General features: G+C 57.2%; 26 protein-coding genes and 1 tRNA gene. 13 read left to right on the top strand and 14 right to left on the bottom strand.

Annotated features, from left to right (window positions below):
• Window positions 1–32: 32 nt before the first annotated feature.
• Window positions 33–359, top strand: a complete 327-nt coding sequence (locus IM294_RS05575) for a hypothetical protein (protein WP_023298582.1) — start codon at window positions 33–35, stop codon at window positions 357–359.
• Here the strand turns inward: IM294_RS05575 and IM294_RS05570 are convergent.
• From IM294_RS05570 to IM294_RS05560, 3 genes are all read right to left on the bottom strand, one after another.
• A complete protein-coding gene (locus tag IM294_RS05570) occupies window positions 337–1,155 on the bottom strand; it encodes a DUF4225 domain-containing protein (protein WP_047364562.1) in 819 nt (272 codons plus the stop codon). The two genes, IM294_RS05575 and IM294_RS05570, sit on opposite strands and share 23 nt — an antisense overlap.
• 520 nt (window positions 1,156–1,675) lie before the next feature.
• A tRNA-Phe gene (locus tag IM294_RS05565) sits at window positions 1,676–1,751 on the bottom strand.
• 95 nt (window positions 1,752–1,846) lie between these two features.
• Complete coding sequence (locus IM294_RS05560) at window positions 1,847–2,560, bottom strand: DUF554 domain-containing protein (RefSeq protein WP_126817162.1); 714 nt, start codon at window positions 2,558–2,560, stop codon at window positions 1,847–1,849.
• A gap of 181 nt (window positions 2,561–2,741) precedes the next feature.
• Here IM294_RS05560 and IM294_RS05555 point away from each other — a divergent pair, with 181 nt between their 5' ends.
• A complete protein-coding gene (locus IM294_RS05555; protein WP_126817164.1) occupies window positions 2,742–4,880 on the top strand; it encodes an ornithine decarboxylase in 2,139 nt (712 codons plus the stop codon).
• Window positions 4,881–4,924: 44 nt separating this feature from the next.
• On the opposite strand, the gene IM294_RS05550 is transcribed toward IM294_RS05555, so the two are convergent.
• Window positions 4,925–5,617: a response regulator gene (locus IM294_RS05550; RefSeq protein ID WP_047367414.1), complete on the bottom strand. Its 693-nt coding sequence runs from the start codon at window positions 5,615–5,617 to the stop codon at window positions 4,925–4,927.
• Window positions 5,607–7,232, bottom strand: a complete 1,626-nt coding sequence (locus IM294_RS05545) for a sensor histidine kinase (protein WP_041908310.1) — start codon at window positions 7,230–7,232, stop codon at window positions 5,607–5,609. The genes IM294_RS05550 and IM294_RS05545 overlap by 11 nt, the downstream gene beginning before the upstream one ends.
• 345 nt (window positions 7,233–7,577) lie before the next feature.
• Here IM294_RS05545 and IM294_RS05540 point away from each other — a divergent pair, with 345 nt between their 5' ends.
• Genes IM294_RS05540 through citG form a run of 8 tightly spaced genes read left to right on the top strand, consistent with a single transcriptional unit; the run spans window position 7,578 to window position 14,886 of the window.
• Window positions 7,578–8,939: a 2-hydroxycarboxylate transporter family protein gene (locus IM294_RS05540; protein ID WP_045630637.1), complete on the top strand. Its 1,362-nt coding sequence runs from the start codon at window positions 7,578–7,580 to the stop codon at window positions 8,937–8,939.
• Window positions 8,940–8,956: 17 nt separating this feature from the next.
• Window positions 8,957–9,820 (top strand): fumarylacetoacetate hydrolase family protein, encoded by an 864-nt coding sequence (locus tag IM294_RS05535; RefSeq protein ID WP_126817166.1) that lies wholly within the window; start codon window positions 8,957–8,959, stop codon window positions 9,818–9,820.
• A gap of 10 nt (window positions 9,821–9,830) precedes the next feature.
• Window positions 9,831–10,853, top strand: a complete 1,023-nt coding sequence (gene citC / locus IM294_RS05530) for a [citrate (pro-3S)-lyase] ligase (protein ID WP_126817168.1) — start codon at window positions 9,831–9,833, stop codon at window positions 10,851–10,853.
• A 16-nt stretch (window positions 10,854–10,869) separates the two neighbouring features.
• Window positions 10,870–11,163 (top strand): citrate lyase acyl carrier protein, encoded by a 294-nt coding sequence (gene citD / locus IM294_RS05525; RefSeq protein WP_028014384.1) that lies wholly within the window; start codon window positions 10,870–10,872, stop codon window positions 11,161–11,163.
• Complete coding sequence (gene citE / locus IM294_RS05520) at window positions 11,160–12,035, top strand: citrate (pro-3S)-lyase subunit beta (RefSeq protein WP_126817170.1); 876 nt, start codon at window positions 11,160–11,162, stop codon at window positions 12,033–12,035. The genes citD and citE overlap by 4 nt, the downstream gene beginning before the upstream one ends.
• A 10-nt stretch (window positions 12,036–12,045) precedes the next feature.
• Window positions 12,046–13,569, top strand: coding sequence for a citrate lyase subunit alpha (citF, locus tag IM294_RS05515; protein ID WP_126817172.1), 1,524 nt, complete (start codon window positions 12,046–12,048; stop codon window positions 13,567–13,569).
• A complete protein-coding gene (citX, locus tag IM294_RS05510; protein ID WP_126817174.1) occupies window positions 13,566–14,105 on the top strand; it encodes a citrate lyase holo-[acyl-carrier protein] synthase in 540 nt (179 codons plus the stop codon). The genes citF and citX overlap by 4 nt, the downstream gene beginning before the upstream one ends.
• Window positions 14,083–14,886, top strand: coding sequence for a triphosphoribosyl-dephospho-CoA synthase CitG (gene citG / locus IM294_RS05505; RefSeq protein WP_126817176.1), 804 nt, complete (start codon window positions 14,083–14,085; stop codon window positions 14,884–14,886). Before citX ends, citG begins: the two co-directional genes overlap by 23 nt.
• A gap of 80 nt (window positions 14,887–14,966) precedes the next feature.
• Here citG and IM294_RS05500 read toward each other — a convergent pair whose 3' ends face one another.
• The 4 genes from IM294_RS05500 to mutY form a co-directional block, all read right to left on the bottom strand.
• Window positions 14,967–16,223, bottom strand: a complete 1,257-nt coding sequence (locus tag IM294_RS05500) for a nucleoside permease (RefSeq protein ID WP_041908317.1) — start codon at window positions 16,221–16,223, stop codon at window positions 14,967–14,969.
• Between the two features lie 268 nt (window positions 16,224–16,491).
• On the bottom strand, window positions 16,492–17,568 hold the full coding sequence (mltC, locus tag IM294_RS05495) for a membrane-bound lytic murein transglycosylase MltC (protein ID WP_045260773.1): 1,077 nt from the start codon (window positions 17,566–17,568) through the stop codon (window positions 16,492–16,494).
• 56 nt (window positions 17,569–17,624) lie between these two features.
• The gene (locus tag IM294_RS05490; protein WP_023309138.1) at window positions 17,625–17,897 is read right to left on the bottom strand and encodes an oxidative damage protection protein; all 273 of its coding nucleotides are present in this window, start codon (window positions 17,895–17,897) and stop codon (window positions 17,625–17,627) included.
• A gap of 26 nt (window positions 17,898–17,923) precedes the next feature.
• Entirely contained in the window at window positions 17,924–18,976 is a 1,053-nt protein-coding gene (gene mutY / locus IM294_RS05485) for an A/G-specific adenine glycosylase (RefSeq protein WP_185860332.1), read from the bottom strand.
• Window positions 18,977–19,120: 144 nt separating this feature from the next.
• On the opposite strand from mutY, the gene trmB reads away from it, so the two are divergent.
• The 3 genes from trmB to IM294_RS05470 are packed head-to-tail and all read left to right on the top strand — an operon-like array spanning window position 19,121 to window position 20,940.
• On the top strand, window positions 19,121–19,840 hold the full coding sequence (gene trmB, locus IM294_RS05480; RefSeq protein WP_028014376.1) for a tRNA (guanosine(46)-N7)-methyltransferase TrmB: 720 nt from the start codon (window positions 19,121–19,123) through the stop codon (window positions 19,838–19,840).
• The gene (locus IM294_RS05475) at window positions 19,840–20,166 is read left to right on the top strand and encodes a YggL family protein (protein WP_028014375.1); all 327 of its coding nucleotides are present in this window, start codon (window positions 19,840–19,842) and stop codon (window positions 20,164–20,166) included. The genes trmB and IM294_RS05475 overlap by 1 nt, the downstream gene beginning before the upstream one ends.
• Before the next feature lie 57 nt (window positions 20,167–20,223).
• Entirely contained in the window at window positions 20,224–20,940 is a 717-nt protein-coding gene (locus tag IM294_RS05470; protein ID WP_041908321.1) for a DUF2884 domain-containing protein, read from the top strand.
• A 204-nt stretch (window positions 20,941–21,144) separates the two neighbouring features.
• Here IM294_RS05470 and hemW read toward each other — a convergent pair whose 3' ends face one another.
• Genes hemW through IM294_RS05445 form a run of 5 tightly spaced genes read right to left on the bottom strand, consistent with a single transcriptional unit; the run spans window position 21,145 to window position 24,459 of the window.
• Window positions 21,145–22,287, bottom strand: coding sequence for a radical SAM family heme chaperone HemW (gene hemW / locus IM294_RS05465; RefSeq protein WP_059358294.1), 1,143 nt, complete (start codon window positions 22,285–22,287; stop codon window positions 21,145–21,147).
• The gene (locus tag IM294_RS05460) at window positions 22,280–22,873 is read right to left on the bottom strand and encodes an XTP/dITP diphosphatase (RefSeq protein WP_010435473.1); all 594 of its coding nucleotides are present in this window, start codon (window positions 22,871–22,873) and stop codon (window positions 22,280–22,282) included. The genes hemW and IM294_RS05460 overlap by 8 nt, the downstream gene beginning before the upstream one ends.
• Before the next feature lie 3 nt (window positions 22,874–22,876).
• Complete coding sequence (yggU, locus tag IM294_RS05455) at window positions 22,877–23,173, bottom strand: DUF167 family protein YggU (RefSeq protein ID WP_014885193.1); 297 nt, start codon at window positions 23,171–23,173, stop codon at window positions 22,877–22,879.
• Window positions 23,170–23,736 carry a YggT family protein gene (locus IM294_RS05450; RefSeq protein ID WP_045260768.1) on the bottom strand — a complete coding sequence of 189 codons (567 nt, stop codon included), beginning with the start codon at window positions 23,734–23,736 and terminating at the stop codon, window positions 23,170–23,172. The genes yggU and IM294_RS05450 overlap by 4 nt, the downstream gene beginning before the upstream one ends.
• A gap of 21 nt (window positions 23,737–23,757) precedes the next feature.
• On the bottom strand, window positions 23,758–24,459 hold the full coding sequence (locus IM294_RS05445) for a YggS family pyridoxal phosphate-dependent enzyme (RefSeq protein ID WP_047367421.1): 702 nt from the start codon (window positions 24,457–24,459) through the stop codon (window positions 23,758–23,760).
• Between the last annotated feature and the right edge of the window lie 2 nt (window positions 24,460–24,461).

Raw genomic sequence — 24,461 nt, 5'->3', positions numbered from 1 at the left:
AGGTTTCAGTGAGTTATGGGACGGATAACAGAATGACCAGCGAAGAGGCACTTTTAAAATCAGGTTTTAGCAAACGAGATCTTCAAAAGCTAAAAAACAATATTGAAAATTACGGTGGTTCGTTTGATAGCGTAACTCATGATCTGGCCAATCGTTTTAAGGCTATGAAGTGGATAACTATTATTGCCTTCATCATACTGGCTTTAACTCTTTTACTTGCATCCAAGGATACAAGCTTGACACTTGCACTCACGTTATTGATTGTACTACCTTTCATCTGGTATATAACGCCAGCAAAACTTGGCTACAAATCCTGGCGTTATCGTAAAATGCTGACTAATTCTGGGACGGGTCGCTGACGGACAACAGATCAAAAATAATCTTAGCTTTCACGCCATAACCCGCTATTTTCATTGTAAGCTGCGGGCGGCTCAGTGTGCTCACCTTTCGGTAATAGTCAGCAGGGAGATAACGAAACAGTCGCCAGGTACCAGGTCGCCGTAACAAGCCAAAAATGGTGTACGCATTAGCGGCCAGTGAAATTGATTTGTAGACACCTAACCCATTCTCACGACTAAAGCCCATAAACTCAGCTGTAGACATCGCGGCATTCGCTACCAGCCCTTCACTGGTAGTGTTGTTAGTTGCGTAGCGAGCCACTTCTTTACTGATGCTGTTTGCCCCGTCAGTAACCAGAATCGCACCAGCAAGAACCCCGAGAGGGGTCATAGTGCCTATGAGGGTAAATCCTGCGGCTATTTCAGCACCGGCCAGGACAACACTAACAGCCGAGATCACATACCCAACAATTTTGTTATTCTCTCGGATAAACTCGACTTTAGCGTAAAGCTTCGCTGCCTTCGTTCTTAATAAACGCGCTTGTTCCAGCAGGTTACTGTTTTCTTCTCTGAGAATTTTAACGCATTCCATGCATTCTTCATCTGATTTAGCCCGACGAGCTAACGTAAACTGATGTTCTATGAGGTCCCGAATTTCCTGAACAAACTTCATTCGAGTCAAACTATCGCTGAGATGAAAAGCCGACAGAGTGTTGGCTGTATTTACCAGTTTCCTGGCTTCCATATTCACCATCGTTTCCGCCCAGGCTTTATTTCTTCCACCTGAGCGCATCATGTTAAGTAATGCTGCATCCATTGTAGTTCCTCTCAATTGCTTTACCGGCCTCTGCTTAGACTGATAAACGCCCCCCTGACAGCCATGCGTGCCAACGCACACACAATATAGTAGCAATGTGGTTACGGTGTCTGAAGTAGAAGTCGCTTTTTACAGCTTCGTTCCTCGGCCTACTTTACTGCGGTTAGCCAGGGCCTGTTCCAGCAGTGTACGAAACGCCAACAGGTCACTTTTCAGGATGTCCCGGATGGATTTACCACCAATCAATCTAATAAAACAGTTAGCCGATGGGGTGTAATCACGGATATGTGATGCCGCTCTGTCGGGCTCTGTCCAATTGAAATATGCATTTGTAATGCTCAAATAGATCGGTGAAGGTCAGGTTTTTCTGCTTCTGTGTGGCGGTAAAGGCGATAAACACGCCAGTTGTACCACCGGGAAGCGGGGCCGGAGGAGAGATAAGGACGGTAACTACTGTTCAAACAACGAGTTGCTGACTCAGAAAGCAAAAACCCCCGCCGAAGCGAGGGTTATAAATAAGTGGTGCCCGGACTCGGAATCGAACCAAGGACACGGGGATTTTCAATCCCCTGCTCTACCGACTGAGCTATCCGGGCAACGGGGCGCATTAAACCCGATCTGCCCGTTGCCGTCAACGAAAAATGTTGTTTTCGTTACAGACTGCGCAATCTCTCGCCATTTCGCCGCAATCTTAAGCGAAAAAGTGAGTCCAGAGCGCAGAGAGCGGCATGGCGAGCAGTAATGCGGGCAGCATATTCACCACGGCAAACATTTTGATCCCGCAAATACGTAGGCCCGTCGCCAGCAGCAGCAGGCCGCCGACGGCGGTGAAGTCCGCCATCATCGCTGGCGTGGTCAGCGGGAGAATCAAGGTGGCGCAGGTGGCAAGCGCCAGCTGGATTAGCAGCATCGGGACGCAAATCGCCGCAACGGCAACGCCGAGCGTGGTGGCGAAAATGGTGGCGGTGAAGAAATCGAGAAACGCTTTTGCAATCAATATGCTTGGGTCGCCCGTCATCCCTTCCTGCATCGAGCCGAAAATCCCGGTGCCGCTTGCGCAAAACAGAATAATGATGGCGACGTAGTTCTGAATAAACGTCTCGTGCGTGCCGTGCTTCGCCTTGCCCGGTCGGGCAATCAGGTTTTTGGCTTTGCCCACCGCGCTATTGATGCCTTTTTCCAGATAGCAAAACTCGCCAATCAGTGCGCCGAGCAGTGTAGCCAGCACCATGACGGGCAGGTTGGCGCATTTGATCACTAAAAGGATGCCGATGCCTAAGGATGCCAGGCCGAATATAGAGGGCATGGATGAACGGATACGCTCCGGCAGCCGCTGACTCAACACTGCGCCCAGTACGCCGCCCAGCAATACGGCTCCGGCGTTAATAAATGGCCCGATAACCACAGTTAACTCCTGTTATTTACTCATTGATATTGCATTATTATGGCACGTCAGGGCTGCGCGAGCCTTAGCTTTGGGTGGTTTCGTGCATACTGATTCCTTCTTGCGCGTGAAAATAAAAAGTGACATGATTGCGCGAATTTTCTCCTCCCTGTCTCACCGCTCGGTGAGGGTATTTGCGCTTATGAAAACCATGAAAATTGCCGTCAGCCATGAGCTGGTATCCAAAGTTTCTACGCACCGTGAAAAGGTGACGCTGGATAACACCGATTTCACCGATGTGGCGGCAGTCGTCATTAGCGTTGTTGAAAGCTACAGCGGCATTCTCGCGTTGCTGAAGCGTACGGGCTTTCAGCTACCGGTGTTTATGTTCTCGCAAGAGCCTGGAGAGGTGCCTGATGGCGTCACGGCGATTATCTCGGGTAAAGCTCAGGAGTTCCTGGAACTGGAGAGCGCCGCCTGCCGTTACGAAGAGGAATTGCTGCCGCCTTTTTTCGATACCCTGAGCCAGTATGTAGAGATGGGCAACAGCACCTTCGCCTGTCCGGGCCACCAGCACGGGGCTTTTTTCAAAAAACACCCGGCAGGGCGACAGTTCTATGATTTCTTCGGTGAGAACGTGTTTCGTGCCGACATGTGCAACGCCGACGTTAAGCTGGGCGATCTGCTGATCCACGAAGGCTCCGCCAAGCACGCGCAAAAGTTCGCGGCGAAAGTATTCAACGCGGACAAAACCTACTTTGTGCTGAACGGCACGTCGGCGGCCAACAAGGTGGTGACCAACGCGCTGCTGACCCGCGGCGACCTGGTGCTGTTCGACCGCAACAACCATAAATCTAATCACCACGGCGCACTGATCCAGGCGGGCGCCACGCCGGTGTATCTTGAGGCGGCGCGCAATCCGTTTGGCTTTATCGGCGGGATCGACGAGCACTGCTTTGATGACGCGTATCTGCGGGATCTGATCCGCGAAGCGGCGCCGGAAAAGGCCGACGAGGCTCGCCCGTTCCGCCTGGCGATCATTCAGCTTGGCACCTACGACGGGACGATCTACAACGCCCGCCAGGTGATCGACAAGATCGGCCATCTGTGTGACTACATCCTTTTTGACTCCGCGTGGGTGGGCTACGAGCAGTTTATTCCGATGATGACGGAAACGTCTCCGCTCTTGCTGGAGCTTAACGAGAACGATCCGGGTATTTTCGTGACCCAGTCGGTGCACAAGCAGCAGGCCGGGTTCTCGCAAACGTCGCAGATCCATAAAAAGGATAACCACATCCGCGGTCAGGCGCGCTTCTGTCCGCACAAGCGGCTGAACAACGCGTTTATGCTGCACGCCTCCACCAGCCCGTTTTATCCGCTGTTTGCGGCGCTGGACGTGAACGCCAAAATTCACGAGGGCGAGAGCGGGCGCAGGCTGTGGGCGGAGTGCGTCGAGCTGGGCATTGAGGCGCGCAAGGCCATCATCGCCAACTGCCATATGATCAAACCGTTTATCCCGCCGGTAGTGGCGGGGCGGCCATGGCAGGATCACCCCACGCAGGTCATCGCGAGCGAGCGTCGCTTCTTCAGCTTCGAGCCGGGGGCCAAATGGCACGGATTTGAGGGCTATGCGAGCGAGCAGTATTTCGTCGACCCGTGCAAGCTGCTGCTGACCACGCCGGGCATTGATGCAGAAACAGGTCACTATACCGATTTCGGCATTCCGGCGACCATTCTCGCCCACTACCTGCGCGAAAACGGCATCGTGCCGGAGAAGTGCGACCTTAACTCGATCCTGTTCCTGCTGACGCCTGCCGAAAGCAGCGAGAAGCTGGCGCAGCTGGTGGCGATGCTGGGGCAGTTTGAGCAGCATATTGAAGACGACACGCCGCTCGCCGACGTGCTGCCGACCATCTACCAAAAATACCCGGTGCGTTACCGCGACTACACGATCCGTCAACTGTGCCAGGAGATGCACGATCTCTACGTCAGCTTTAACGTGAAGGATCTACAGAAGGCGATGTTCCGCCGGGAGAGCCTGCCCGCCGTAGTGATGAACCCGCAGGATGCCAACCAGGAGTACATTCGCGGGAACGTGGAGCTGGTGCGTATTCGTGACGCTGAAGGGCGCATTGCCGCCGAAGGCGCGCTGCCGTACCCGCCAGGCGTGCTGTGCGTGGTGCCGGGAGAAGTCTGGGGCGGGGCGGTACAGCGTTACTTCCTGGCGCTGGAAGAGGGCATTAATATGCTGCCGGGCTTCTCACCGGAGTTGCAGGGCGTTTACAGCGAGAAGGATGCGGACGGGATTAAGCGGCTGTATGGGTACGTATTGAATGTCTGAACGTAGGCCCGGTGGCACAAGCTTACCGGGCCTGGAATACTTCGTCAGGCTTCTGCGCGGCGGTACATCCTCCTCGGATGCCCAATTTTCCCGTACAGCATCTCCACCGTCAGAAAACCCACCTCCACGCAGTGTTCCAGATAGCGTCGGGTGGTGGTTTTACTCAGTCCCGTCTCGCTCACCACCTCATCCACCGTAAAGCAGTGCGCCGCCTTGCTGTTAAACAGCGTTTGCACCCGCGCCAGCGTGTTCTCCTCTATTCCCTTGCTGCCGTTGTCCAGACGATAGTTTTTCGCCTGTAACTGATAGAGTGAATCCACGTTCTGCTGGTCGACAATCTTCCAGACCCGCTGCTGTTCGGCAAACTGCACAAAACGCTCCAGCGACTGGCTGAGCCGCTTCCAGGAGACTGGCTTAAGGATATAGTCAAACGCGCCGTTTCGAATGGCCTGGCTACAGGTGTCCATATCGCTGGCGGCGGTGATGAAAATCACCGAGCAGTTGGCGCGGGCCAGCATCGGGTTGCTGATAAGGGTGATGCCTTTGCCGTCCGGCAGGTAGTTATCCAGCAGCATCAGCTTCGGCTGTTTGCTCTCCAGCTGTCGCTGCGCGTCGGCCAACGACGCGGCTATCCCCACCAGCCTCAGGCGCGGATGTTTACCGATAAGCTCCGCGTGCAGCTGTGCCAGTTCGTTCTCGTCTTCAACAATCAGTACGTCGATAAGTTCATGTTGCATAGTCGGTATCTTCCAGTTGCCGGACGGTTCCCGAGGCCGGGATAAACAGTGAGAAAATGGTCCCGTGCGGCATGTTATCGGCAACTTCTATTGTGCCGCCAGCCTGCGTGACGTAGCTTTCGATCAGATACAGGCCAATCCCGTGATCGCCCCGCGTTTTGGTGGTGATGCCGCGTTCAAATATCCGGTCACGGATCGCCGGGGTAATGCCAACGCCCTGGTCGGCCACTTCAATAATCAGCTCCTGCTCGCTGAGTTTTATCAGCACTTCCACCGGCGCATGCGGGAGCGGCGATCGCTGCGTCGCTTCGATGGCGTTATCCAGCAGGTTGCCAATAATCGAAATCAGCTCTTGCTCTCCCAGCGGCAGGAACGGTTTGTCCAGCCGACAGGCCGGGTCGAAACTCAGCTCCACGCCTTTCTCACGCGCGCGGGCGGCTTTTCCCAGCAGCAGCCCGCAAAGTGTCGGGGAACTAAAGCGGGAGGAGATAAAATCCAGCAGCTCCTGAGCATGCTCCGACTGCGCCTGAATGTAGCGAATGGCCTCTTCATAGCGGCCCATATGCAGCAGGCCGGAGAGGGTGGTCATCCGGTTCAGCTGCTCATGACGCATAATGCGCAGGTTATCGACGTAGCGTTTAACCTGGCTGAGCTGGCTGCTGAGAGAGTCGATCTCGTTGCGATCGCGGAAGGTGATCACCCAGCCCTGCAGCGACCCCTCAAGCATGATGTGTACCCGGCTGGCAATCACCGTGAGATCGTTAAAGCGGCAAATCTCGTCATGGGTATCTTTCGCCAGCATCGTCTGCGTGTCGAAGAACGGGACCGGATCGATCACCTGGCTTATCAGCTGCCCGCGCAGTTCCCGGGCCGGCTGGCTCAGGCCCAGCAGCTTGCGCGCCGCCTGGTTGATCACCTCTATGCGCCGTTCGTTATCAATGGCGATCACGCCTTCGTAGATGGACTCCATCATCGCCTTTTGCTGGCGCACCAGCAGGCCGATCTCTCGTGGCTCCAGGGAGAAGATCTGCTTCTTAATACTACGGGTAAAGAACCAGGAGAAGACAAAGAGGGCGATCAGCAGCAGCACGGCGGCAATCAGGATATTGACCACTTTACTGACGGTAATGGTGTCCAGGTAGCTGGTGAGATAGCCAACTGAAACAATGCCGACCACCTGCCCGGCGTCGTTGAAAATGGGCGCTTTACTGCGCAGTGAAATGCCCAACCCGCCTTTACGTATGGTTGTCGTGCTTTTCCCCTGCAATACGGCTTCATTGTCGCCGCCGACCAGCGTCGTGCCCACCCTGTCGGCAAAGACGGAGTGAAAAAGATGCCGTCCCGTATTATCGCCAATGACAATAAAGCTGGCGTCGCTGTGCGCGGCCATTTTCTGCATGAAATCATGAATGGCGTTGATATCTTTTTGTTCAACTTCAGTACGCAATGACGGAATAAGCGCAATCTCTTCCGCCTGTATTTTAGCGCGCGCACTCATTTCCTGATAAAGCTGTTTTCCGACATCGGCATAATAATATCCGCCCAGCAGCACAAAAAGCACTGAGAAAAAGGCAACGAGCGAAATAAACAGCTTAATCTGGAAAGACACTTTCATAACTATCACGCAAAGTAGCGGCAAAGATCGTCAATATATCATCTTTTTTCATGCGGATGTCCGCTTTGCGGGAAACTTGTGATCCCTTGCACAGCAAGGGCTGTAAATGATTTATCCAGAAGGCTTAAGATCTTCATGCTGCTAAGTTAAATGTTATTTGGTCGTTCAATTCAGAAAAGAAACCATAAAAACCACGATAATAAATAAGGCATAAATCACATTAAATAAAAGAAACCATAAAAACCATAGCTGCCATTAAAACTTCGCTTTTAATATGCCATTCCTCACATAAAGTAGGCCTTTGTGACTCTAAGCTGAACGCACAAAATAACTAAGGGGCTTATTATGAGCACAACTGACGATTCTTTCTCTGTTACCCACGACCCGATTGAAATTCAGCGGCCATCCCTCAAGGAGCGGTGGTGGCATATTATGGATACCTGGAAAATCGGAATTATTCCTCTGCCGCTGTTCGTTCTGGCGGGTGCGCTGATCGCGATTGATTGCCTGGGCGGAAAGCTGCCGAGCGATATCGTGGTGATGGTGGCGACGCTGGCCTTCTTCGGCTTTGCCTGCGGTGAGTTCGGCAAACGCCTGCCGATTGTCGGCAAGCTTGGTGCGGCGGCGATTTGCGCCACCTTTATCCCTTCCGCGCTGGTCTACTACGGTTTGCTGCCGGACGTGGTGGTGGAATCCACGACCAAATTCTACAAATCCACCAACATTCTCTACCTCTATATCTGCTGCATTATCGTCGGCAGCATCATGAGCATGAACCGCACGGTGCTGATTCAGGGCTTCCTGCGCATCTTCTTCCCGATGCTGTGCGGTGAAATCGTCGGCATGATTGTTGGCATGGGCGTGGGGCTGGCGCTGGGCCTGGAGCCGTTCCAGATCTTCTTCTTTATCATTCTGCCGATCATGGCGGGCGGCGTCGGGGAAGGGGCGATTCCGCTTTCCATCGGCTATGCCACCCTGCTGCATATGGACCAGGGCGTAGCGCTCGGCCGCGTGCTGCCGATGGTCATGCTCGGCGGGCTGACGGCAATCATCATCTCCGGCTGCCTGAACCAGCTCGGTAAACGCTACCCGCACCTGACCGGTGAAGGCCAGCTGATGCCTAACCGCGCGAATGCCGATGCCACCGTCTCTCAGCCTGCGTTCTCCGGTAAAGCGGACGTGACGACTATCGCCTCCGGCGCGCTGCTGGCGGTGCTGCTCTATATGCTGGGCATGCTCGGCCACAAGCTGATTGGCCTGCCTGCGCCCGTTGGCATGCTGTTTATGGCGGTGCTGGTGAAGCTCTGCAACGGCGCTTCTCCGCGCCTGCTGGAGGGCTCGCAGGTGGTGTACAAATTCTTCCAGACTTCCGTGACCTACCCGATCCTCTTCGCCGTCGGCGTGGCCATCACCCCGTGGCATGAACTGGTGGCCGCCTTCACGCTGACCAACCTGCTGGTGATTATCAGCACCGTTTCTGCGCTGGTGGCGACCGGGTTCTTCGTCGGTAAAAAGATTGGTATGCACCCGATTGATGTCGCCATCGTCTCCTGCTGTCAGAGCGGACAGGGCGGTACCGGCGACGTGGCGATACTGACCGCAGGCAACCGCATGAGCCTGATGCCGTTCGCCCAGATTGCTACCCGTATCGGCGGGGCGATTAACGTCTCTGTCTCACTGCTGATTCTGGGCAACTTCCTCGTCTAAGTATTCAGGAAAAAACAATGAAACTCGCAAGCTTTTTATACCAGGGAAAACGCAGCTACGGCATCGTTCAGGCCGAGGGCGTGATTGATTTAGGCCGCCGTCTCGGCGACCGCTACGGCGACCTTAAAGCGCTGCTGCAGGGCAACGGGCTGGCGTTGGCCACCCGTTACCTGAACGACGCGGTGGATGTACCGCTGAGCGCCATCACCTTCTTACCGGTGATCGTGCAGCCGGAAAAAATCCTCTGCGTGGGCATGAACTACGCCGACAAGCGCAAGGAGTTTGACCAGCACAACCCGGCCCCGACGCTGTTTGTCCGCTTCCCGGACTCACAGACCGGCCACAACGAGCCGGTACTGAAGCCGCGCCACTCCAGCGAATTCGACTACGAAGGCGAGCTGGCGGTGATCATCGGTAAGGTTGGGGAGAACATCAGCCGCGATGACGCCCTGCGCCACGTGGCGGGCTACAGCTGCTACATGGACGGCTCCGCCCGCGACTGGCAGCACACCTGGTTCACCGCCGGTAAAAACTGGCGTCAGACCGGGGCGTTTGGCCCCTGGATGGCGACGGCGGATGAGATCCCGGACCCGCACAGCCTGGCGATCCGCACCTGGCTTAACGGCCGCATGGTGCAGGAGGACAACACCAGCAGCATGATCCACAAGGTCGCGGAGCTCATCGAGTACATCAGCACCTTTACCCGCTTAAGCCCGGGCGACGTGATCATCACCGGCTCCCCGGGCGGCGTGGGTAAAAAGCGTAACCCGCCGCTGTTTATGAAAGAGGGGGATCGCATTGAGGTGGAGATCGAGCATATCGGTCATCTGAGCAACGTGATTGTTGAAGCGCCAGCCGTCGGGCTTGCGGCGGCACACTGAGAAAGGCGGCATGAACAGTCAACCCATCGATTTTCGCCAGACGCTGGTGGCGAAACACCCGGAACGCTTAAGCCAGATCCGCTACCTGCTGGCAGACAGCGGCCTTGGCCTGGACAACGACATCACGCTGTTTGTCGAAGCCTGGTCCGGCGCGCAGCTGGTGGGTTGCGCAGGACTTGCCGGCAACGTCATCAAATGCGTGGCGGTCAACGAGCAGCTTCGTGGGGAAAACCTCAGCGCGCGGCTGCTGGCAGAGGTGGAAAATGCGGCGCTGGAGCGCGGCCATTTTCACCTCTTCCTCTGCACCCGTCCGTGCAACCGGGAGCGCTTTGCCCGCAGCGGCTTCTGGCCGATTGCCCAGAGCGGGAACAACGCGGTGCTGATGGAGAACACCCCGCAGGGGATCGCGCGCTACTGCCGTACCTTAAGCCGGATGCGAAAGGGCGGGGAGAAAACTGGCGCGATAGTGATGAACGCCAATCCGTTCACCCTCGGCCACCGCCATCTGGTGGAGCAGGCGGCGCAGCGGTGCGATGCCCTGCATCTGTTCGTGGTGCGTGAAGACGCGTCGTTCTTCCCGTTCAGCGCGCGTCTCGAGATGGTGCGCGCGGGCGTAGCCTATCTGCCAAACGTGGTGGTGCATGAAGGCTCGCAGTACATCATCTCCCGCGCCACCTTCCCGGCCTACTTCCTGAAGGAGACCGGCAAAGTGCAGCAGGCGTGGAGCGAGATCGACGTGCTGATCTTCCGGGACTTCATCGCCCCGGCGCTCGGCATCACGCACCGCTTCATCGGCTCGGAGCCGTTTTGCGACATCACCCGCCAGTACAACCAGACGCTGCACGATCTGCTGGCTTCGCATATCGAGGTGGTGGAAATGCCGCGCATCAAGGCCACCGGCAACGCCATTTCGGCGTCCGAAGTACGCCGTTTACTCAAGACACAGCAGTTTTCCCGGATCCGGGAGATCGTCCCGGACTCCACCTTCGCGCATCTCGAAACACACTATCGTGCGAGTGCGGAAGTCGCATAACTATCAGGAATTTATCATGAATATTGTAAGGGAGGCGCTGGCCGGAACGCAGGAGTCCAGCGACCTGATGGTGAAAATCGCCCCCGCTCACGGCGAGCTGGAGATTGTCATCCACAGTGAAGTGATTAAGCAGTTTGGCGAGCAAATTCGCCAGGTGGTCAACGACACGCTGCGCGCCATGAACGTGCGCCAGGGGCTCATCATTATTGAAGACAAAGGGGCGCTGGACTGTGTTATTCGCGCCCGCCTGCAAAGCGCGCTGATGCGTGCCGCCGATGAACAGGCCATCAACTGGGAGGCGCTGAAATGAGCAAACTCCGCCGCAGCATGCTGTTCCTGCCGGGCGCCAACGCCGCCATGCTTTCCACCGCGTTTATCTACCGCCCCGACTCCATCATGTTTGACCTTGAGGACGCCGTCGCCCTGCGTGAGAAGGACACCGCGCGCCTGCTGGTATTCCACGCGCTACAGCACCCGATGTATCGGGATATCGAAACCGTGGTGCGCATTAACCCGCTCAGCACGCCGTTTGGCCTGCTGGATCTGGAAGCCGCCGTGCGCGCGGGTGTGGACGTGATCCGCCTGCCAAAAACCGACACCCCGGACGACGTCTACGAGCTGGAAGGCCATCTTGAGCGCATTGAACGCGAGTGCGGCCGCGAGGTCGGCTCCACCCGCGTGATGGCGGCGATTGAGTCGGCCATTGGCGTCATCAATGCCGTGGCGATTGCCCGCAGCTCCCCGCGCCTCATCGGCATCGCGCTGGCCGCCTTTGACTACGTGATGGACATGCAGACCGAGCGCGGCGACGGCACCGAGCTGTTCTATGCCCGCTGCGCCGTGCTGCACGCCGCTCGCGCCGCGGGCATCGACGCCTTCGATGTGGTGTGGTCAGACGTTAACGACGAGGCCGGGTTCCTTCGCGAGGTCGATCTGATCCGCAAGATGGGCTTTAACGGCAAATCGCTGATTAACCCGCGCCAGATTGACCTGCTGCACAACGCCTACGCCCCGACGCAGGAAGAGGTGGATCACGCCAAAAGGGTGATTGAGGCGGCAGAAGAGGGCGAGCGTAACGGCCTGGGCGTGGTGTCGCTCAACGGCAAAATGGTGGATGCACCGATTATTAACCACGCGCAGGTGGTGCTGGAGCGCGCGGCGGCCTCCGGCGTGCGTCGGTAAGGATGACAAAATGAATCAAACAGAACTTCTCCACGTAAACTTCCCCCATCTGCGGGACCTGAAACCCTTTGATACTGCCCACAGCGCGACGCCCTGGCTGGCGGATAGTGACGCGAAGCACAACCGCAAGCTCTGTGCCTCCCTTGAAGAAGCCGTAGCGCGCAGCGGCCTGCAGGACGGGATGACCATCTCCTTCCACCATGCCTTTCGCGAAGGCGACCGGGTGATCAACACCGTTGTGGCGCTGCTGGCGCGGATGGGATTTAAAAATTTGACTCTGGCCTCAAGCTCGCTGATGACCTGCAACGACGCTCTGATCGAGCATATTGAAAGCGGCGTCATCACCCGGATTTACACCTCGGGCATGCGCGGCAGGCTGGCGGACGCCATCTCCCACGGGCTGATGGACGAGCCGGTACACATTCACTCCCACGGCGGGCGCGTGAAGCTGCTCCAGGACGGCGAGCTGAATATCGACGTGGCGTTTCTCGGCGTGCCGTGCAGCGATGCGTTTGGCAACGCTAACGGCACGCACGGTAAATCGTGCTGCGGCTCGCTCGGCTACGCGATGGTGGACGCGCACTTTGCCCGTAAGGTGGTGCTGCTGACCGAAGAGCTAGTGCCGTTCCCGAATATGCCCGCCAGCCTGGTGCAGGACCAGGTGGACTACATCGTGCAGGTGGAGAGCGTGGGCGATCCGGCGAAAATCAGCGTCGGCGCGGCGCGCGTCACCAGCAACCCGCGCGAGCTGATGATCGCCCGCTATGCGGCGGACGTGATCGAGCATTCCGGCTACTTCAAGCCGGGCTTCTCGATGCAGACCGGCTCCGGCGCGGCGGCCACCGCCTGCACCCGCTTTATGGAAGAGAAGATGGAGCGCAGCGGCGTAAAGGCGCGCTTTGCGCTCGGCGGTATCACCGGCAGCCTGGTAGATCTGCACGAGAAGGGGCTTATCGAAAAGCTGCTCGACACCCAGTGCTTTGACGGCCAGGCGGCGGCTTCGCTGGCGCGCAACCCGAACCACGTAGAGATCTCCACCAACGTCTACGCCAACCCCGGCAGCAAGGCGGCAAGCTGCGACCAGCTCGACGTGGTGATCCTCAGCGCCCTGGAAATTGACGTTGATTTCAACGTCAACGTCATCACCGGCTCCGACGGCGTGATGCGTGGCGCATCCGGCGGGCACTGCGACGTGGCGGCGGCAGCCAACCTGACCATCGTCGTCGCGCCGCTGCTGCGCAGCCGCATTCCGACGGTGGTCAAGCGCGTCACCACGCGCCTCACGCCGGGGGAGAGCATCGACGTGCTGGTCACCGACCACGGTATTGCAGTCAACCCGGCGCGTCCGGAGATCCGCGAGCGGCTGCTGGAGGCCGGGCTGAATGTAGTGGACATCAGCGCGCTCTATGAGCGGGCGATTTCCCTGACCGGCGTACCGAAACCGATTGAATTTACCGACAAAATCGTCGGGGTGATCCGTTACCGCGACGGCACCGTGATCGACACCGTACGACAGGTGAAGGAGTCAGTATGATTTTAGCGACACCCGTGCGGGCGGGAGTCAGCCTGGAGGAACTGCTGGCGGCGAAAGAGCGTCGCGCAGCCCGTCAGGCTGACATGCTTGAGCACTATAAACAGCCGGTGATCTCCCTCACGCTGGTTACGCCAGGGGAAATTAAGGACAGCCTGCGCTATCGCAACACCATGGGCGTGGCGCTCCAGATGTGCGACCAGCTGCTGTGGGAGAACCGCTGGCAGGTGCTGGACCGCCAGGTGCTGTGGTTGCCCACCGGACCGGAAGCCTTGTGGTGCGTCGCCCATGCGGCGGCGGAAATCAAAGCGCACTGCGCGGAACTGGAGCAGACGCACCCGCTCGGCAGGCTGTGGGATCTGGACGTGATCTGCCCTCGGCACGGCCACGTCGGGCGTCAGTCGCTGGGGGCAAACCTCAGGCGCTGTCTGATCTGCGACGAGCCCGCGCATGCCTGCTCCCGTTCGCGCAATCACCCCGTTGAGCAGGTTGTTTCCCGCGTGGAGAAGACGATCGATGACTGGTTTGCTCGCGACTAAACCGCGCCCGATTGATGTGCCCGCGCTTGCCGAAGCGGCGCTGTGGCAGGAGCTGGAGCTGACGCCCAAGCCGGGGCTTGTGGACAAGCTCAACAACGGTTCCCATCGCGATATGGACCACGCGCTGTTTGTCCGCAGCATCACGGCAATTACGCCGTGGTTTTCGCGCTTTGCCGAGCTGGGCAGCGCGCATGCGGATAAACCGGCTGGCGAACAGCTACGGCTTCTCCGCCCGATGGGGCTGGCCTGCGAGCAGGCGATGTACGCCGCGACGAACGGGGTGAACACCCACAAGGGTGGGATTTTTGCCCTGGGTTTACTGTGCTTTGCCGCCGGGCGTGTGAAAAAGCTCTCCGCAGAGAGCCTCTGTTGTGAGGTGAGTAACATCTGCCGCGGGCTGGTGTCGCGGGAACTGGCAGCGCGTAGCGGGCAGGCGACGGCGGGCGAGCGGCAGTTTCAGCAGTACGGCTTAACCGGGGCGCGAGGCGAGGCGGAGAGCGGCTTTGCGACGGTGCGTAAGGCGCTGGGGCAGTGGAATGGACAGTCGCTTCACGGCCTGCTGTTGCACCTGATGGCGGTCAATCAGGACAGTAATCTCGTGTCACGCGGCGGCATTCAGGGGCTGCGCTACGTTCAGGGCTATGCGCGGAAACTGCTGGCTAACGGCTGGGATCGCGACGCGTTGCTTAAGATGGATAAGGCACTGATTGAACGAAACCTGAGTCCGGGCGGCAGCGCGGATTTGCTGTCGGTGGGGTGGGTGCTCTCTGCAATAAAATAGCCGGGTGGCGCTAACGCTTACCCGGCCTACTCTCCGTGCTTTTGTAGGCCCGGTAAGCGAAGCGCCACCGGGCACAACAATTAATGCGCAATCGGCTGCGTACCGTGCGCTGTGCGAACGTGCTTGTACTTGAACAGCGCGAGGAACGCGAAGAACAGCACCAGCGAATACGCCGCGAAGATCAGCCACACGGGCTGCCAGTCGGTGATACCGTTGGTGGTGTACATCTCAACCACTTTACCGCTCACCACGCCGCCCAGAATACAGCCGAAGCCGTTAGTCATCATCAGGAACATGCCCTGCGCGCTGGCGCGGATTTCAGGCTTCACCTCTTTTTCCACAAACACCGAACCGGAAATGTTGAAGAAGTCGAAGGCGCAGCCGTAAACAATCATCGACAGCACCAGCAGCACGGTGCCGAACGCGCTCGGGTCGCCGTAGGCGAACAGGCCGAAGCGCAGCATCCACGCGGCGATACTGATCAGCATGACGTTTTTGATGCCGTAGCGGCTCAGGAAGAACGGGATGGTCAGGATGAACAGCGTCTCGGAGATCTGCGAGATGGACATCATCACCGACGCGTGCTCAACGATAAAGCTCCCGGCAAACAGCGGATCGTTATCGAAGCTGTGCAGGAAGGTGTTGCCGAACATGTTGGTGATTTGCAGCTCCGCGCCCAGCAGCATGGAGAAGATAAAGAAGATCGCCATGCGCTTGTTTTTGAACAGCGCGAAGGCGTCCAGGCCAAGCATGGTGCTCCAGCTCTGGTTTTTCTGCTGGTTAGATACCGGAATGGTTGGCAGCGTCAGGGTGAACAGCGCCAGCAGTACGGAGAGCGCAGCACCAATATACAGCTGCATGTGGCTCAGCTCGAAGCCCGCGAAGCTCACGCCCCACATCGCCATGATAAAGCCGATGGTGCCCCAGATACGGATTGGCGGGAAGTCGGTGACGATATCCAGGCCGGCAGATTTCAGGCGGTAGTAGGAGATGGAGTTGATCAGCCCAAGCGTTGGCATATACGCCAGCGAGTTAAGCAGGATCACCATAAACATCGCCCCCGGCGTGGTCACTTCGGCCGCCATAAACAGCGTCCCCGCACCCACCAGATGGCAAAGCATATACAGCCATTTCGCACTTAACCATTTATCCGCCACGATACCGAGCAGCGTTGGCATGAAAACAGCCGCAATACCCAGCGAGCTGTAGACGGCACCGATTGACGCACCATCAAACTTGAGCGTCACAAACATATAGGAGCCGAGTGTAGTCAGCCAGCTACCCCACAGGCAGAACTGCAGAAACGACAAGATTTTAAGCTGCAGCTTAAGGTTCATGTTACTTTCCTCACAAGTGAGCGGGAGATATGTTGTTATAGGAACATTCAGGGTTGTTATTTGATGCAATTCTATCAGTTGGCAACGATATGTTTTGTTACCTCCCGCAAAAAAATGCAATCCACATTAATTTGCAGTTTGGATTGTGATGCAAATAACATTTTCGTATGGGTGGAGGATAGGTGCGGCCTGATGCCCTCACCCTGACCCTCTCCCACAGGGAGAGGGGAAGCAGAACACCTTCTCCTTGCTGGAGAAGGTGTGTTGATTATCGACGACGATAGTTTTTCTGCGCCGTATTCACCTTATACAGGTACCGGCGGGATTCCGCAGACGGGTGGCGGGTGGTGAGGGTGGAGTAAACATCCCCCGGCGCCATGCTGTTGATGATGTTCGCAGCCTGCACTTTGTCATTCGAGAAGACGCGCAGCACGCTGCCCGCGCCGCCGTTATAGGCGGTGATTACCGCGTAGCGACGCGACGTCGGGTTATCAATTCCGCCGAGATAGACATTGTTCAGCATCGCCAGATAGGCCGTGCCGGTATCAATATTGCTTTGCGGATCGAACAGGTAGCTGCGGCTCGGCGTGCCGGATTTCCCCTGCGAGCGGAAGACGTCTTTACCGGCGCTGTGCTGGACAACCTGCATCAGCCCCAGCGCGTCGGAACGGCTCACCGCGTACGGGTTGAACGAGGATTCGGTCTGCATAATCGCCAGGATCAGCGACTCGTCCACGCCATACTTACGCGACGCCTGACGCACCATGCCCAGATACTTATGCGCACGCTTGTCGAGGTGGTTCGGGACAAGGTTAATGGTAACGCTGTAGATAATCTTCAGGCCGTTAGAGCGGCTCTTCAGGCGCGTCTGCAGCAGGTAGTCGGCAAACTTCGTGGCGCGACCTTCCCAGCGGATCGGCTGTCCGGTCTGGTCGACAACCTGACCGTACAGGAACGGCTCTTTCGAAATGGTGATGTCGTCCGCATCGGAGTAGAGATCGATAGATCCCGGATCGTCACCCATCAGCAGGGTTTTGACGATCGCCTGACGCAGCCGTGCCGCAGGGTCGGTGCCTGCGATGGTCTCAATGGTGATCGTACCCTCATCAAAGTTGATGTGGCTACGGGTCAGATAGGCGTCGGTGTACTTAACGTAGTCCTTCGGTCCGGCAATAAGAACTTCGTTAAATCCCCATATGTTCTCGATGTTATGGGCAAACTGCCCCATCAAAATGTCAAAACCGTTGGTGTCCTTGACCCAGGCTTCGTTGTAATCATCGCCTTTTTTGGACGAGCACGAGACCAGCAACGGCGCAACAAGGGCTAGCGCTAAAAGTTTTTTCATCATTCCGGGAGTGCGTGTTGTGTTTGCTTTAACGGCGGGGTTTCACCCGCACGCTGTTATTTTTCCGGCGGCGTATAGCCTTCGATGTGGACGTCTTTGCCCTCGAACAGGAAGCTCACCATCTCCTGCTCCAGCAGCTTGCGGTGCTCCGGGTTCATCATGCTGAGCTTTTTCTCGTTGATCAGCATGGTCTGTTTTTTCTGCCACTGTCCCCAGGCTTCTTTGGAGATCTCGTTATAGATGCGCTTGCCCAGGTCGCCCGGGTAGAGCTGGAAATCCTGGCCTTCAGCGTCGCGCTGCAGGAAAGTACAAAAAATGGTTCTGGCCATACGTATTCCTCTTTGTGTTGCCGATGCTAAACCATTGCACCGGCACGTAATTGCTGTAACAGGCGCTCCACGGGAGCCGCCAGCCCGACTGATGGCGGTTGCGCTAAGTTATACCAGAGAGCGGTGCCTTCATCCATGCAGGAGGTGAATGAGGACACGGGAAGCCACATCGGTACTATATCCAGATGGAAATGGCTGAAGGTGTGGCGAAACGCGGTCAGCTGCGTCAGGGTATCTGCCGCAATGCCGCGCTGTTTAAGCCATTCACGCAGCAAGTTTTCATCTTCAAACTGTGGGAAGCAGTATAGACCACCCCACAGACCGCTCGGCGGACGCTGGGCGAGGAAGACGTCGTCACCGTGCTGCATCAGCAGCATATAGCCGGTGCGCTCCGGCAGCGTCTGTTTGGGTTTCTTACCCGGATACTGCGCCCATGACTGGTTGGCATACGCCACGCAGAGGTTGTTCACCGGGCAGAGTTCGCACTTCGGTTTTGAGCGCGTGCAGACCATCGCGCCAAGATCCATCATCGCCTGGTTAAAACGCTCTACGCCCTTCGCCGGGGTGACCGCTTCAGCGATCTCCCACAGGCGTTTTTCAACGTCTTTCTTACCCGGCCAGCCGTCAACGGCGTAGCAGCGTGCGAGCACGCGCTTCACGTTGCCGTCGAGGATCGGGAAATGCTTGCCTAATGAAAGGGAGAGGATCGCGCCTGCGGTTGAACGTCCGACGCCGGGCAAATCGGCCACCTCGTCGAAGGTTTCCGGGAATTTACCGTTGTGGCGGGTGGCGACCTGCTGCGCGGCCTTGTGCAGGTTGCGCGCGCGGGCGTAATAGCCCAGCCCGGTCCACAGGTGCAGCACTTCGTCCAACGGCGCGTTTGCCAGGTCGGTGACCGTCGGGAAGCGTGCCATAAAACGCTCGAAGTAAGGGATCACGGTGGCGACCTGCGTTTGTTGCAACATCACCTCGGAGAGCCATACTTTGTAGGGCGTTTTTTCAATTTGCCAGGGCAGGGTTTTACGCCCGTATTTGTCGTACCAGTCCAGCACCTGGGCTGAAAATTGAGAGGCTTGCATGGTCATCGATTCGCATAATCAGGGACGCAGATTGCAGCACAGCGTCAATCTGCTGTAAACCGGATCTTTCCCATGCTTGCATAGAAGCCTTAACTTTGGATAATGCCCGTTTCCCGAACATTCTCACAAGCAGACAACTCTTTTATGAAAAACGACGTCATTTCACCGGAATTTGATGAAAACGGTCGCCCGCTGCGCCGTATTCGCAGCTTTGTCCGCCGTCAGGGCCGCCTGACCAAAGGGCAGCAACACGCGCTGGACAACTACTGGCCGGTGATGGGCGTTGAGTTCAGCGAGCAGCCACTCGACTTTACCGAGCTGTTTGGCCGCGACGCGCCCGTCACGCTGGAGATCGGGTTTGGTATGGGCACCTCGCTGGTCACTATGGCGAAAGCGCGCCCGGAGCAGAACTTCCTCGGCATTGAAGTACACTCGCCGGGCGTCGGCGCGTGCCTGGCAACGGCCCACGAAGAGGGCGTTGAGAACCTGCGCGTGATGTGTCACGACGCGGTGGAAGTGCTGCACAAAATGATTCCTGACAATTCTTTGAACATGGTTCAGCTCTTTTTCCCTGACCCATGGCACAAAGCGCGTCATAATAAACGCCGTATCGTTCAGGCACCGTTTGCCGAGCTGGTGAAAAGCAAGCTCAAGCTGGGCGGCGTTTTCCACATGGCGACCGACTGGGAACCTTATGCGGAACACATGCTGGAAGTGATGTCGTCTCTGGACGGGTACAAAAATCAGTCCGAGAGCAACGACTACGTACCGCGTCCGGAATCGCGTCCGGTGACAAAATTTGAACAGCGTGGCCATCGTCTTGGTCACGGCGTATGGGACTTAATGTTCGAGAGGGTGAAATAATGGCAAAGAATCGTAGCCGTCGTCTGCGTAAAAAGATGCACATCGAAGAATTTCAGGAAGTGGGCTTCTCCGTTGCCTGGCGTTTCCCGGAAGGCACCAGCGTTGAGCAGATCGACCAGGACGTTGATGCGTTCATCAACGAGGTAATCGAGCCTAACAAGCTGGCCTTCGACGGTAGCGGCTACCTGGCATGGGAAGGTCTGATCTGCACCCAGGAAGTGGGCAAATGCACCGAAGAACATCAGGCCCTGGTTCGCAAATGGCTCGAAGAGCACAAGCTGGAAGATGTCCGCGTGAGCGAACTTTTCGACGTTTGGTGGGACTAATAAAGCAGTAAGCGGGCCAGCATTAGCTGGCCCATTTTGTCTGAGGGAGTGTTTAAGATGCGCAAAACGTTGCTGGCTGTTGCTTTGATGGCAACCGGATTCACCGCCCATGCGGATTATCAATGTAGCGTCACCCCGCGTGATGACGTGGTGTTAAGCCCGCAAACCGTGCAGGTCAAAGGCGAGAACGGCAATCTGGTGATTACGCCGGAAGGGAACGTCACCTTTAACGGCAAACAGTACAACCTGACTGCCGCACAGCGTGAGCAGGCGAAAGATTATCAGGCCGATTTGCGTACCGCGCTGCCATGGATTAATGAAGGCGCCCTGACGCGCGTCGAAAAGAGCCGCGTCGCGCTGGACAAAATCATCACTAAAGAGGTGGGGGAGAGCAGTAATATGCGCTCCCGCCTTACGAAGCTCGACAAGCAGCTCAAAGAGCAGATGAACCGCATTATCGAGACGCGCTCTGATGGCCTGACGTTCCACTATAAGGCGATCGATCAGGTCCGCGCTGACGGCCAGCAGCTGGTGAACCAGGCGATGGGCGGCATCCTGCAGGACAGCATCAACGAGATGGGCGCCAAAGCCGTGCTGAAAGGCGGCGGTAACCCGCTGCAGGGCGTGCTGGGCAGTCTGGGCGGCTTGCAGACTTCCATTCAGAACGAGTGGAAGAACCAGGAAGATGATTTCCAGCAGTTCGGCAAAGACGTGTGTAAACGCGTGGTGTCGCTGGAAGACAGCCGGAAGGCGCTGGTGGGGACGCTGAAGTAAGTTCCCCTCACCCTATCCCTCTCCCTTTCAGGGAGAGGGCAGGAGTGAGAGTTGCAGCATTTGCAGCGTCTCAAAGATCCTCTCTAACACCACCTCTTCGTATCCCAGAGTTCGTTGTTCCAGAAAACGAATAATTTCCATCCCCATACTCTGCCAGCCTTTCCCTTAGCCGGCAGAACGGGATGCGAAATCCTGAATCAGCCTTCAGGAATCTTCGGCGAGGAACAGCTCAAGAAGGGAGTTTAAGAACAGCTTGCCGTGCTCGGTGATCTGCCAGCATTCCTCACTCTCGGTGAGATACCCCTTTGCCAGCGCTTCGTCAATCTGCGGACGAATCACCGATTCCGCCAGGCCAGTGTACAGCGAAAACTCCGCGCGCGGCGCGGCTTCCAGCAGGCGGAAACGGTTCATAAAGAACTCAAACGGCTTATCCGCCGCCTCAACGTCGTGCTGACGCTCCAGGTAGCGGCCTTCCATATACCCGCGCGGGTGGCGGGTTTTGGCGGTGCGAAGGATGCGACCATCCGGGAAGGTCACCTTGCCGTGGGCGCCGCAGCCAATCCCCAGATAATCACCAAAACGCCAGTAGTTCAGGTTGTGCTGACACTGGAAGCCCGGCTTCGCGTAGGCGGACGTTTCATACTGCTGATACCCGGCAGCGGTCAAAAGCTTGTGGCCCTGCTCGAAGATATCCCACAGCGCGTCGTCATCCGGCAGCACCGGCGGGCGGGAGCCGAACAGCGTGTTTGGCTCGATGGTGAGCTGATACCACGACAAATGCGGCGGGTTCAGTTCAATTGCCTGGCGCAGATCGTCCAGCGCCTCCTCCAGCGACTGATCCGGCAGGCCATGCATCAAATCGAGGTTAAAGCTGCGCAGCCCAAGCCCCGTTGCCAGGTTCGCCGCGCGCTTCGCCTCTTCCGGGCCGTGAATGCGACCCAGACGCTTCAGCTTCGGCTCGCTAAAGCTCTGCACGCCGATGGAGATACGGTTCACGCCCGCGCGCTGATACTCGACAAAACGGTCGGCCTCAACGGTGCCGGGGTTGGCTTCCATCGTAATTTCCGCATCCGCCGCCAGGTTCAGGCGCGCACGCACGCCGTCCAGCAGCGTCTGCATTGCCGGGCCTGACAGCAGGCTCGGCGTACCGCCACCAATGAAAATGGTCTTAACTTCACGTCCCTGTGCGTACGGCACATCGGCGTCCAGGTCGGCCAGCAGATGCGCGACGTAGTCATCGTGCGGCACTTCGCCCTTCAGCGCGTGCGAATTGAAATCGCAGTACGGGCATTTCTGCACGCACCACGGGATATGAATATAAAGACTCAGAGGCGGCAAATTAGCCATTACGCAGTGCTTCCAGTAACAGTTTCAGCGCGCGTCCACGGTGGGAAATCGCGCTTTTCTCTTCGCGGGTCAGTTCCGCAGCGGTTTTGCCCTCGGTCGGGACAAAGAAAATCGGGTCGTAGCCAAAGCCGCCGTTGCCCGCCGCTTCACGGGTAATCACGCCCGGCCAGCTGCCGTGACAGACAATCGGCGTCGGGTCTTCCGCATGACGCATGTAGACCAGCACGCAGTGGAACTGCGCGGTACGCTGTTCGTCGGGAACGTCCTTCAGGGCCACGAGCAGCTTTTCCAGATTCTGCTGGTCGGTGGCGTCCACCCCGGAATAGCGCGCGGAGTAAATTCCCGGCGCGCCGCCGAGGAAATCCACGGCCAGACCGGAGTCGTCGGCAATCGCGGGCAGGCCGGTTACCTGCGCCGCATGGCGTGCTTTCAGAATGGCGTTTTCGATAAACGTCAGGCCCGTCTCTTCGGCGGACTCCACGCCCAGCTCGGTCTGAGCCACCACGTCCAACCCAAAATCATTTAATAGCGAGGCCAGCTCGCGCACTTTACCGGCGTTACCGGTCGCGAGAACAACTTTCTGCATGGTTTAGTCCTGTTCTGTCAGAGCCGCGACTTCCGTCGGGATAGATTGCGGATTAAGGATTTTTACCTGTTTATGCCGCCCAAGTTCACCTTTTTCAATGATGACCTGGCTTTTGGCGACGCGAAACTGTTTTGCCAGATATTTGGTCAGATGCGCGTTCGCCTGGCCATCGACCGGTGGGGCGGTGATGGCGACCTTTAGCTCGTCGCCATGCAGCCCAACAATACTGTCACGGCTGGCTTTCGGCTGAATATACAGCCGTAAAACCAGCCCGTCGGCGCAGGTGCTTACTGCACTCATAGCGCCATCCACAGCCCCGGCAGCAGCATATCGCCCGTAGACTGGAGCAGTTCGGCGATCCCCATGTTGATCACATAGAGCAGCAGCACCAGGATCATCGGGGAGAAGTCGATGCCGCCCATGGACGGAAGCAGGTTACGGATTGGACGCAGCAGCGGCTCGGCCAGCTGAATCAAGGCGTACTCTACCGGGCTACGTCCCTGGCTTACCCAGCTCATGATCGCCATCACCAGCAGTACCCAGAAGATCAGCAAACCGACGGTTTTGATCAGAATCAGAACGGCGGCAATCCAGATAATCGGCTGGAAGGTGATGACCATAAACAGCACGATGGCTTTGAGCACGCTCAGAATAAACGCCACCAGCAGCGAAGCGCTGTCGATGGGGCCCATGGCCGGGATAATACGGCGCAGCGGTCCGACAACAGGTTGCGTGATTTTCACGACAAACTGGGAGAACGGATTGTAAAAGTCACAGCGGGCCCACTGCATCCAGACGCGCAGCAAAAGCGCCATCGTGTACAGCTCAATGACCGTTGAGAGCAGGAAAGTCAACGTCTTCATGGCGTTCCTCAGGTTTCCTTATTATTTGGTGTAGTCGCGCGCACCGAAAATGGCTGTGCCGATGCGCACCATAGTGCTGCCTGCCGCGATGGCGGCTTCCATATCATCCGACATGCCCAGTGAAAGCGTGTCTACCGTTTCATAGCGCGCTTTAAGCGCCTCAAATGCTACAGCCATTTGCTGTGCCACGGCAAACTGCCTTTCATAACTTGACTCAGGTGCCGGAATGGCCATCAGCCCGCGCAGGGTTAAGCGCGGCAGGGCGGCCACCTCTGCGGCCAGCGCATCCAGCTCGCTCAGCGCAATGCCGGACTTGCTGTTTTCATCACTGATGTTGATTTGAATCAGCACGTTAAGCGCAGGCATCTCCGCCGGGCGCTGGTCGTTCAGACGGGAAGCAATACGCAGACGGTCGATGGTATGGCACCAGTCAAAGTGCTCTGCCACCAGACGGCTTTTGTTCGACTGCAGGGGACCAATAAAGTGCCATTGCAGATCGGACGTCTCCTGCTCCTGGAAGTAGCGAATTTTATCCACACCTTCCTGCACGTAGTTTTCGCCAAACGCCCGGTGACCTGCAGCAATCGCTTCTGCGATGGCGCTCGCAGGCTTGGTTTTGCTGACTGCAAGTAGCGTAATTTCTTCTGAAGCACGGCCGCAACGCGTTGCAGCGGCTGAGATTTTGTCCCGGACCTGTGCCAGGTTATGCGCAATGTCGTTCATTT

The sequence above is a fragment of the Enterobacter cloacae complex sp. P43RS genome, from assembly GCF_014930585.1.
GTDB classification, from domain to species: domain Bacteria; phylum Pseudomonadota; class Gammaproteobacteria; order Enterobacterales; family Enterobacteriaceae; genus Enterobacter; species Enterobacter bugandensis.
This window is presented reverse-complemented; position numbering and strand designations above follow the sequence as displayed.

Excerpts from the sequence above, each read along its gene's own strand:
- IM294_RS05575 (WP_023298582.1), top strand. The coding sequence starts at position 33 with ATGACCAGCGAAGAGGCACTTTTAAAATCAGGTTTTAGCAAACGAGAT.
- IM294_RS05570 (WP_047364562.1), bottom strand. The coding sequence starts at position 1,155 with ATGGATGCAGCATTACTTAACATGATGCGCTCAGGTGGAAGAAATAAA.
- IM294_RS05555 (WP_126817164.1), top strand. The coding sequence starts at position 2,742 with ATGAAAACCATGAAAATTGCCGTCAGCCATGAGCTGGTATCCAAAGTT.
- IM294_RS05550 (WP_047367414.1), bottom strand. The coding sequence starts at position 5,617 with ATGCAACATGAACTTATCGACGTACTGATTGTTGAAGACGAGAACGAA.
- IM294_RS05545 (WP_041908310.1), bottom strand. The coding sequence starts at position 7,232 with ATGAAAGTGTCTTTCCAGATTAAGCTGTTTATTTCGCTCGTTGCCTTT.
- IM294_RS05540 (WP_045630637.1), top strand. The coding sequence starts at position 7,578 with ATGAGCACAACTGACGATTCTTTCTCTGTTACCCACGACCCGATTGAA.
- IM294_RS05535 (WP_126817166.1), top strand. The coding sequence starts at position 8,957 with ATGAAACTCGCAAGCTTTTTATACCAGGGAAAACGCAGCTACGGCATC.
- citC (WP_126817168.1), top strand. The coding sequence starts at position 9,831 with ATGAACAGTCAACCCATCGATTTTCGCCAGACGCTGGTGGCGAAACAC.
- citD (WP_028014384.1), top strand. The coding sequence starts at position 10,870 with ATGAATATTGTAAGGGAGGCGCTGGCCGGAACGCAGGAGTCCAGCGAC.
- citE (WP_126817170.1), top strand. The coding sequence starts at position 11,160 with ATGAGCAAACTCCGCCGCAGCATGCTGTTCCTGCCGGGCGCCAACGCC.
- citF (WP_126817172.1), top strand. The coding sequence starts at position 12,046 with ATGAATCAAACAGAACTTCTCCACGTAAACTTCCCCCATCTGCGGGAC.
- citX (WP_126817174.1), top strand. The coding sequence starts at position 13,566 with ATGATTTTAGCGACACCCGTGCGGGCGGGAGTCAGCCTGGAGGAACTG.
- citG (WP_126817176.1), top strand. The coding sequence starts at position 14,083 with ATGACTGGTTTGCTCGCGACTAAACCGCGCCCGATTGATGTGCCCGCG.
- IM294_RS05500 (WP_041908317.1), bottom strand. The coding sequence starts at position 16,223 with ATGAACCTTAAGCTGCAGCTTAAAATCTTGTCGTTTCTGCAGTTCTGC.
- mltC (WP_045260773.1), bottom strand. The coding sequence starts at position 17,568 with ATGAAAAAACTTTTAGCGCTAGCCCTTGTTGCGCCGTTGCTGGTCTCG.
- IM294_RS05490 (WP_023309138.1), bottom strand. The coding sequence starts at position 17,897 with ATGGCCAGAACCATTTTTTGTACTTTCCTGCAGCGCGACGCTGAAGGC.
- mutY (WP_185860332.1), bottom strand. The coding sequence starts at position 18,976 with ATGCAAGCCTCTCAATTTTCAGCCCAGGTGCTGGACTGGTACGACAAA.
- trmB (WP_028014376.1), top strand. The coding sequence starts at position 19,121 with ATGAAAAACGACGTCATTTCACCGGAATTTGATGAAAACGGTCGCCCG.
- IM294_RS05475 (WP_028014375.1), top strand. The coding sequence starts at position 19,840 with ATGGCAAAGAATCGTAGCCGTCGTCTGCGTAAAAAGATGCACATCGAA.
- IM294_RS05470 (WP_041908321.1), top strand. The coding sequence starts at position 20,224 with ATGCGCAAAACGTTGCTGGCTGTTGCTTTGATGGCAACCGGATTCACC.
- hemW (WP_059358294.1), bottom strand. The coding sequence starts at position 22,287 with ATGGCTAATTTGCCGCCTCTGAGTCTTTATATTCATATCCCGTGGTGC.
- IM294_RS05460 (WP_010435473.1), bottom strand. The coding sequence starts at position 22,873 with ATGCAGAAAGTTGTTCTCGCGACCGGTAACGCCGGTAAAGTGCGCGAG.
- yggU (WP_014885193.1), bottom strand. The coding sequence starts at position 23,173 with ATGAGTGCAGTAAGCACCTGCGCCGACGGGCTGGTTTTACGGCTGTAT.
- IM294_RS05450 (WP_045260768.1), bottom strand. The coding sequence starts at position 23,736 with ATGAAGACGTTGACTTTCCTGCTCTCAACGGTCATTGAGCTGTACACG.
- IM294_RS05445 (WP_047367421.1), bottom strand. The coding sequence starts at position 24,459 with ATGAACGACATTGCGCATAACCTGGCACAGGTCCGGGACAAAATCTCA.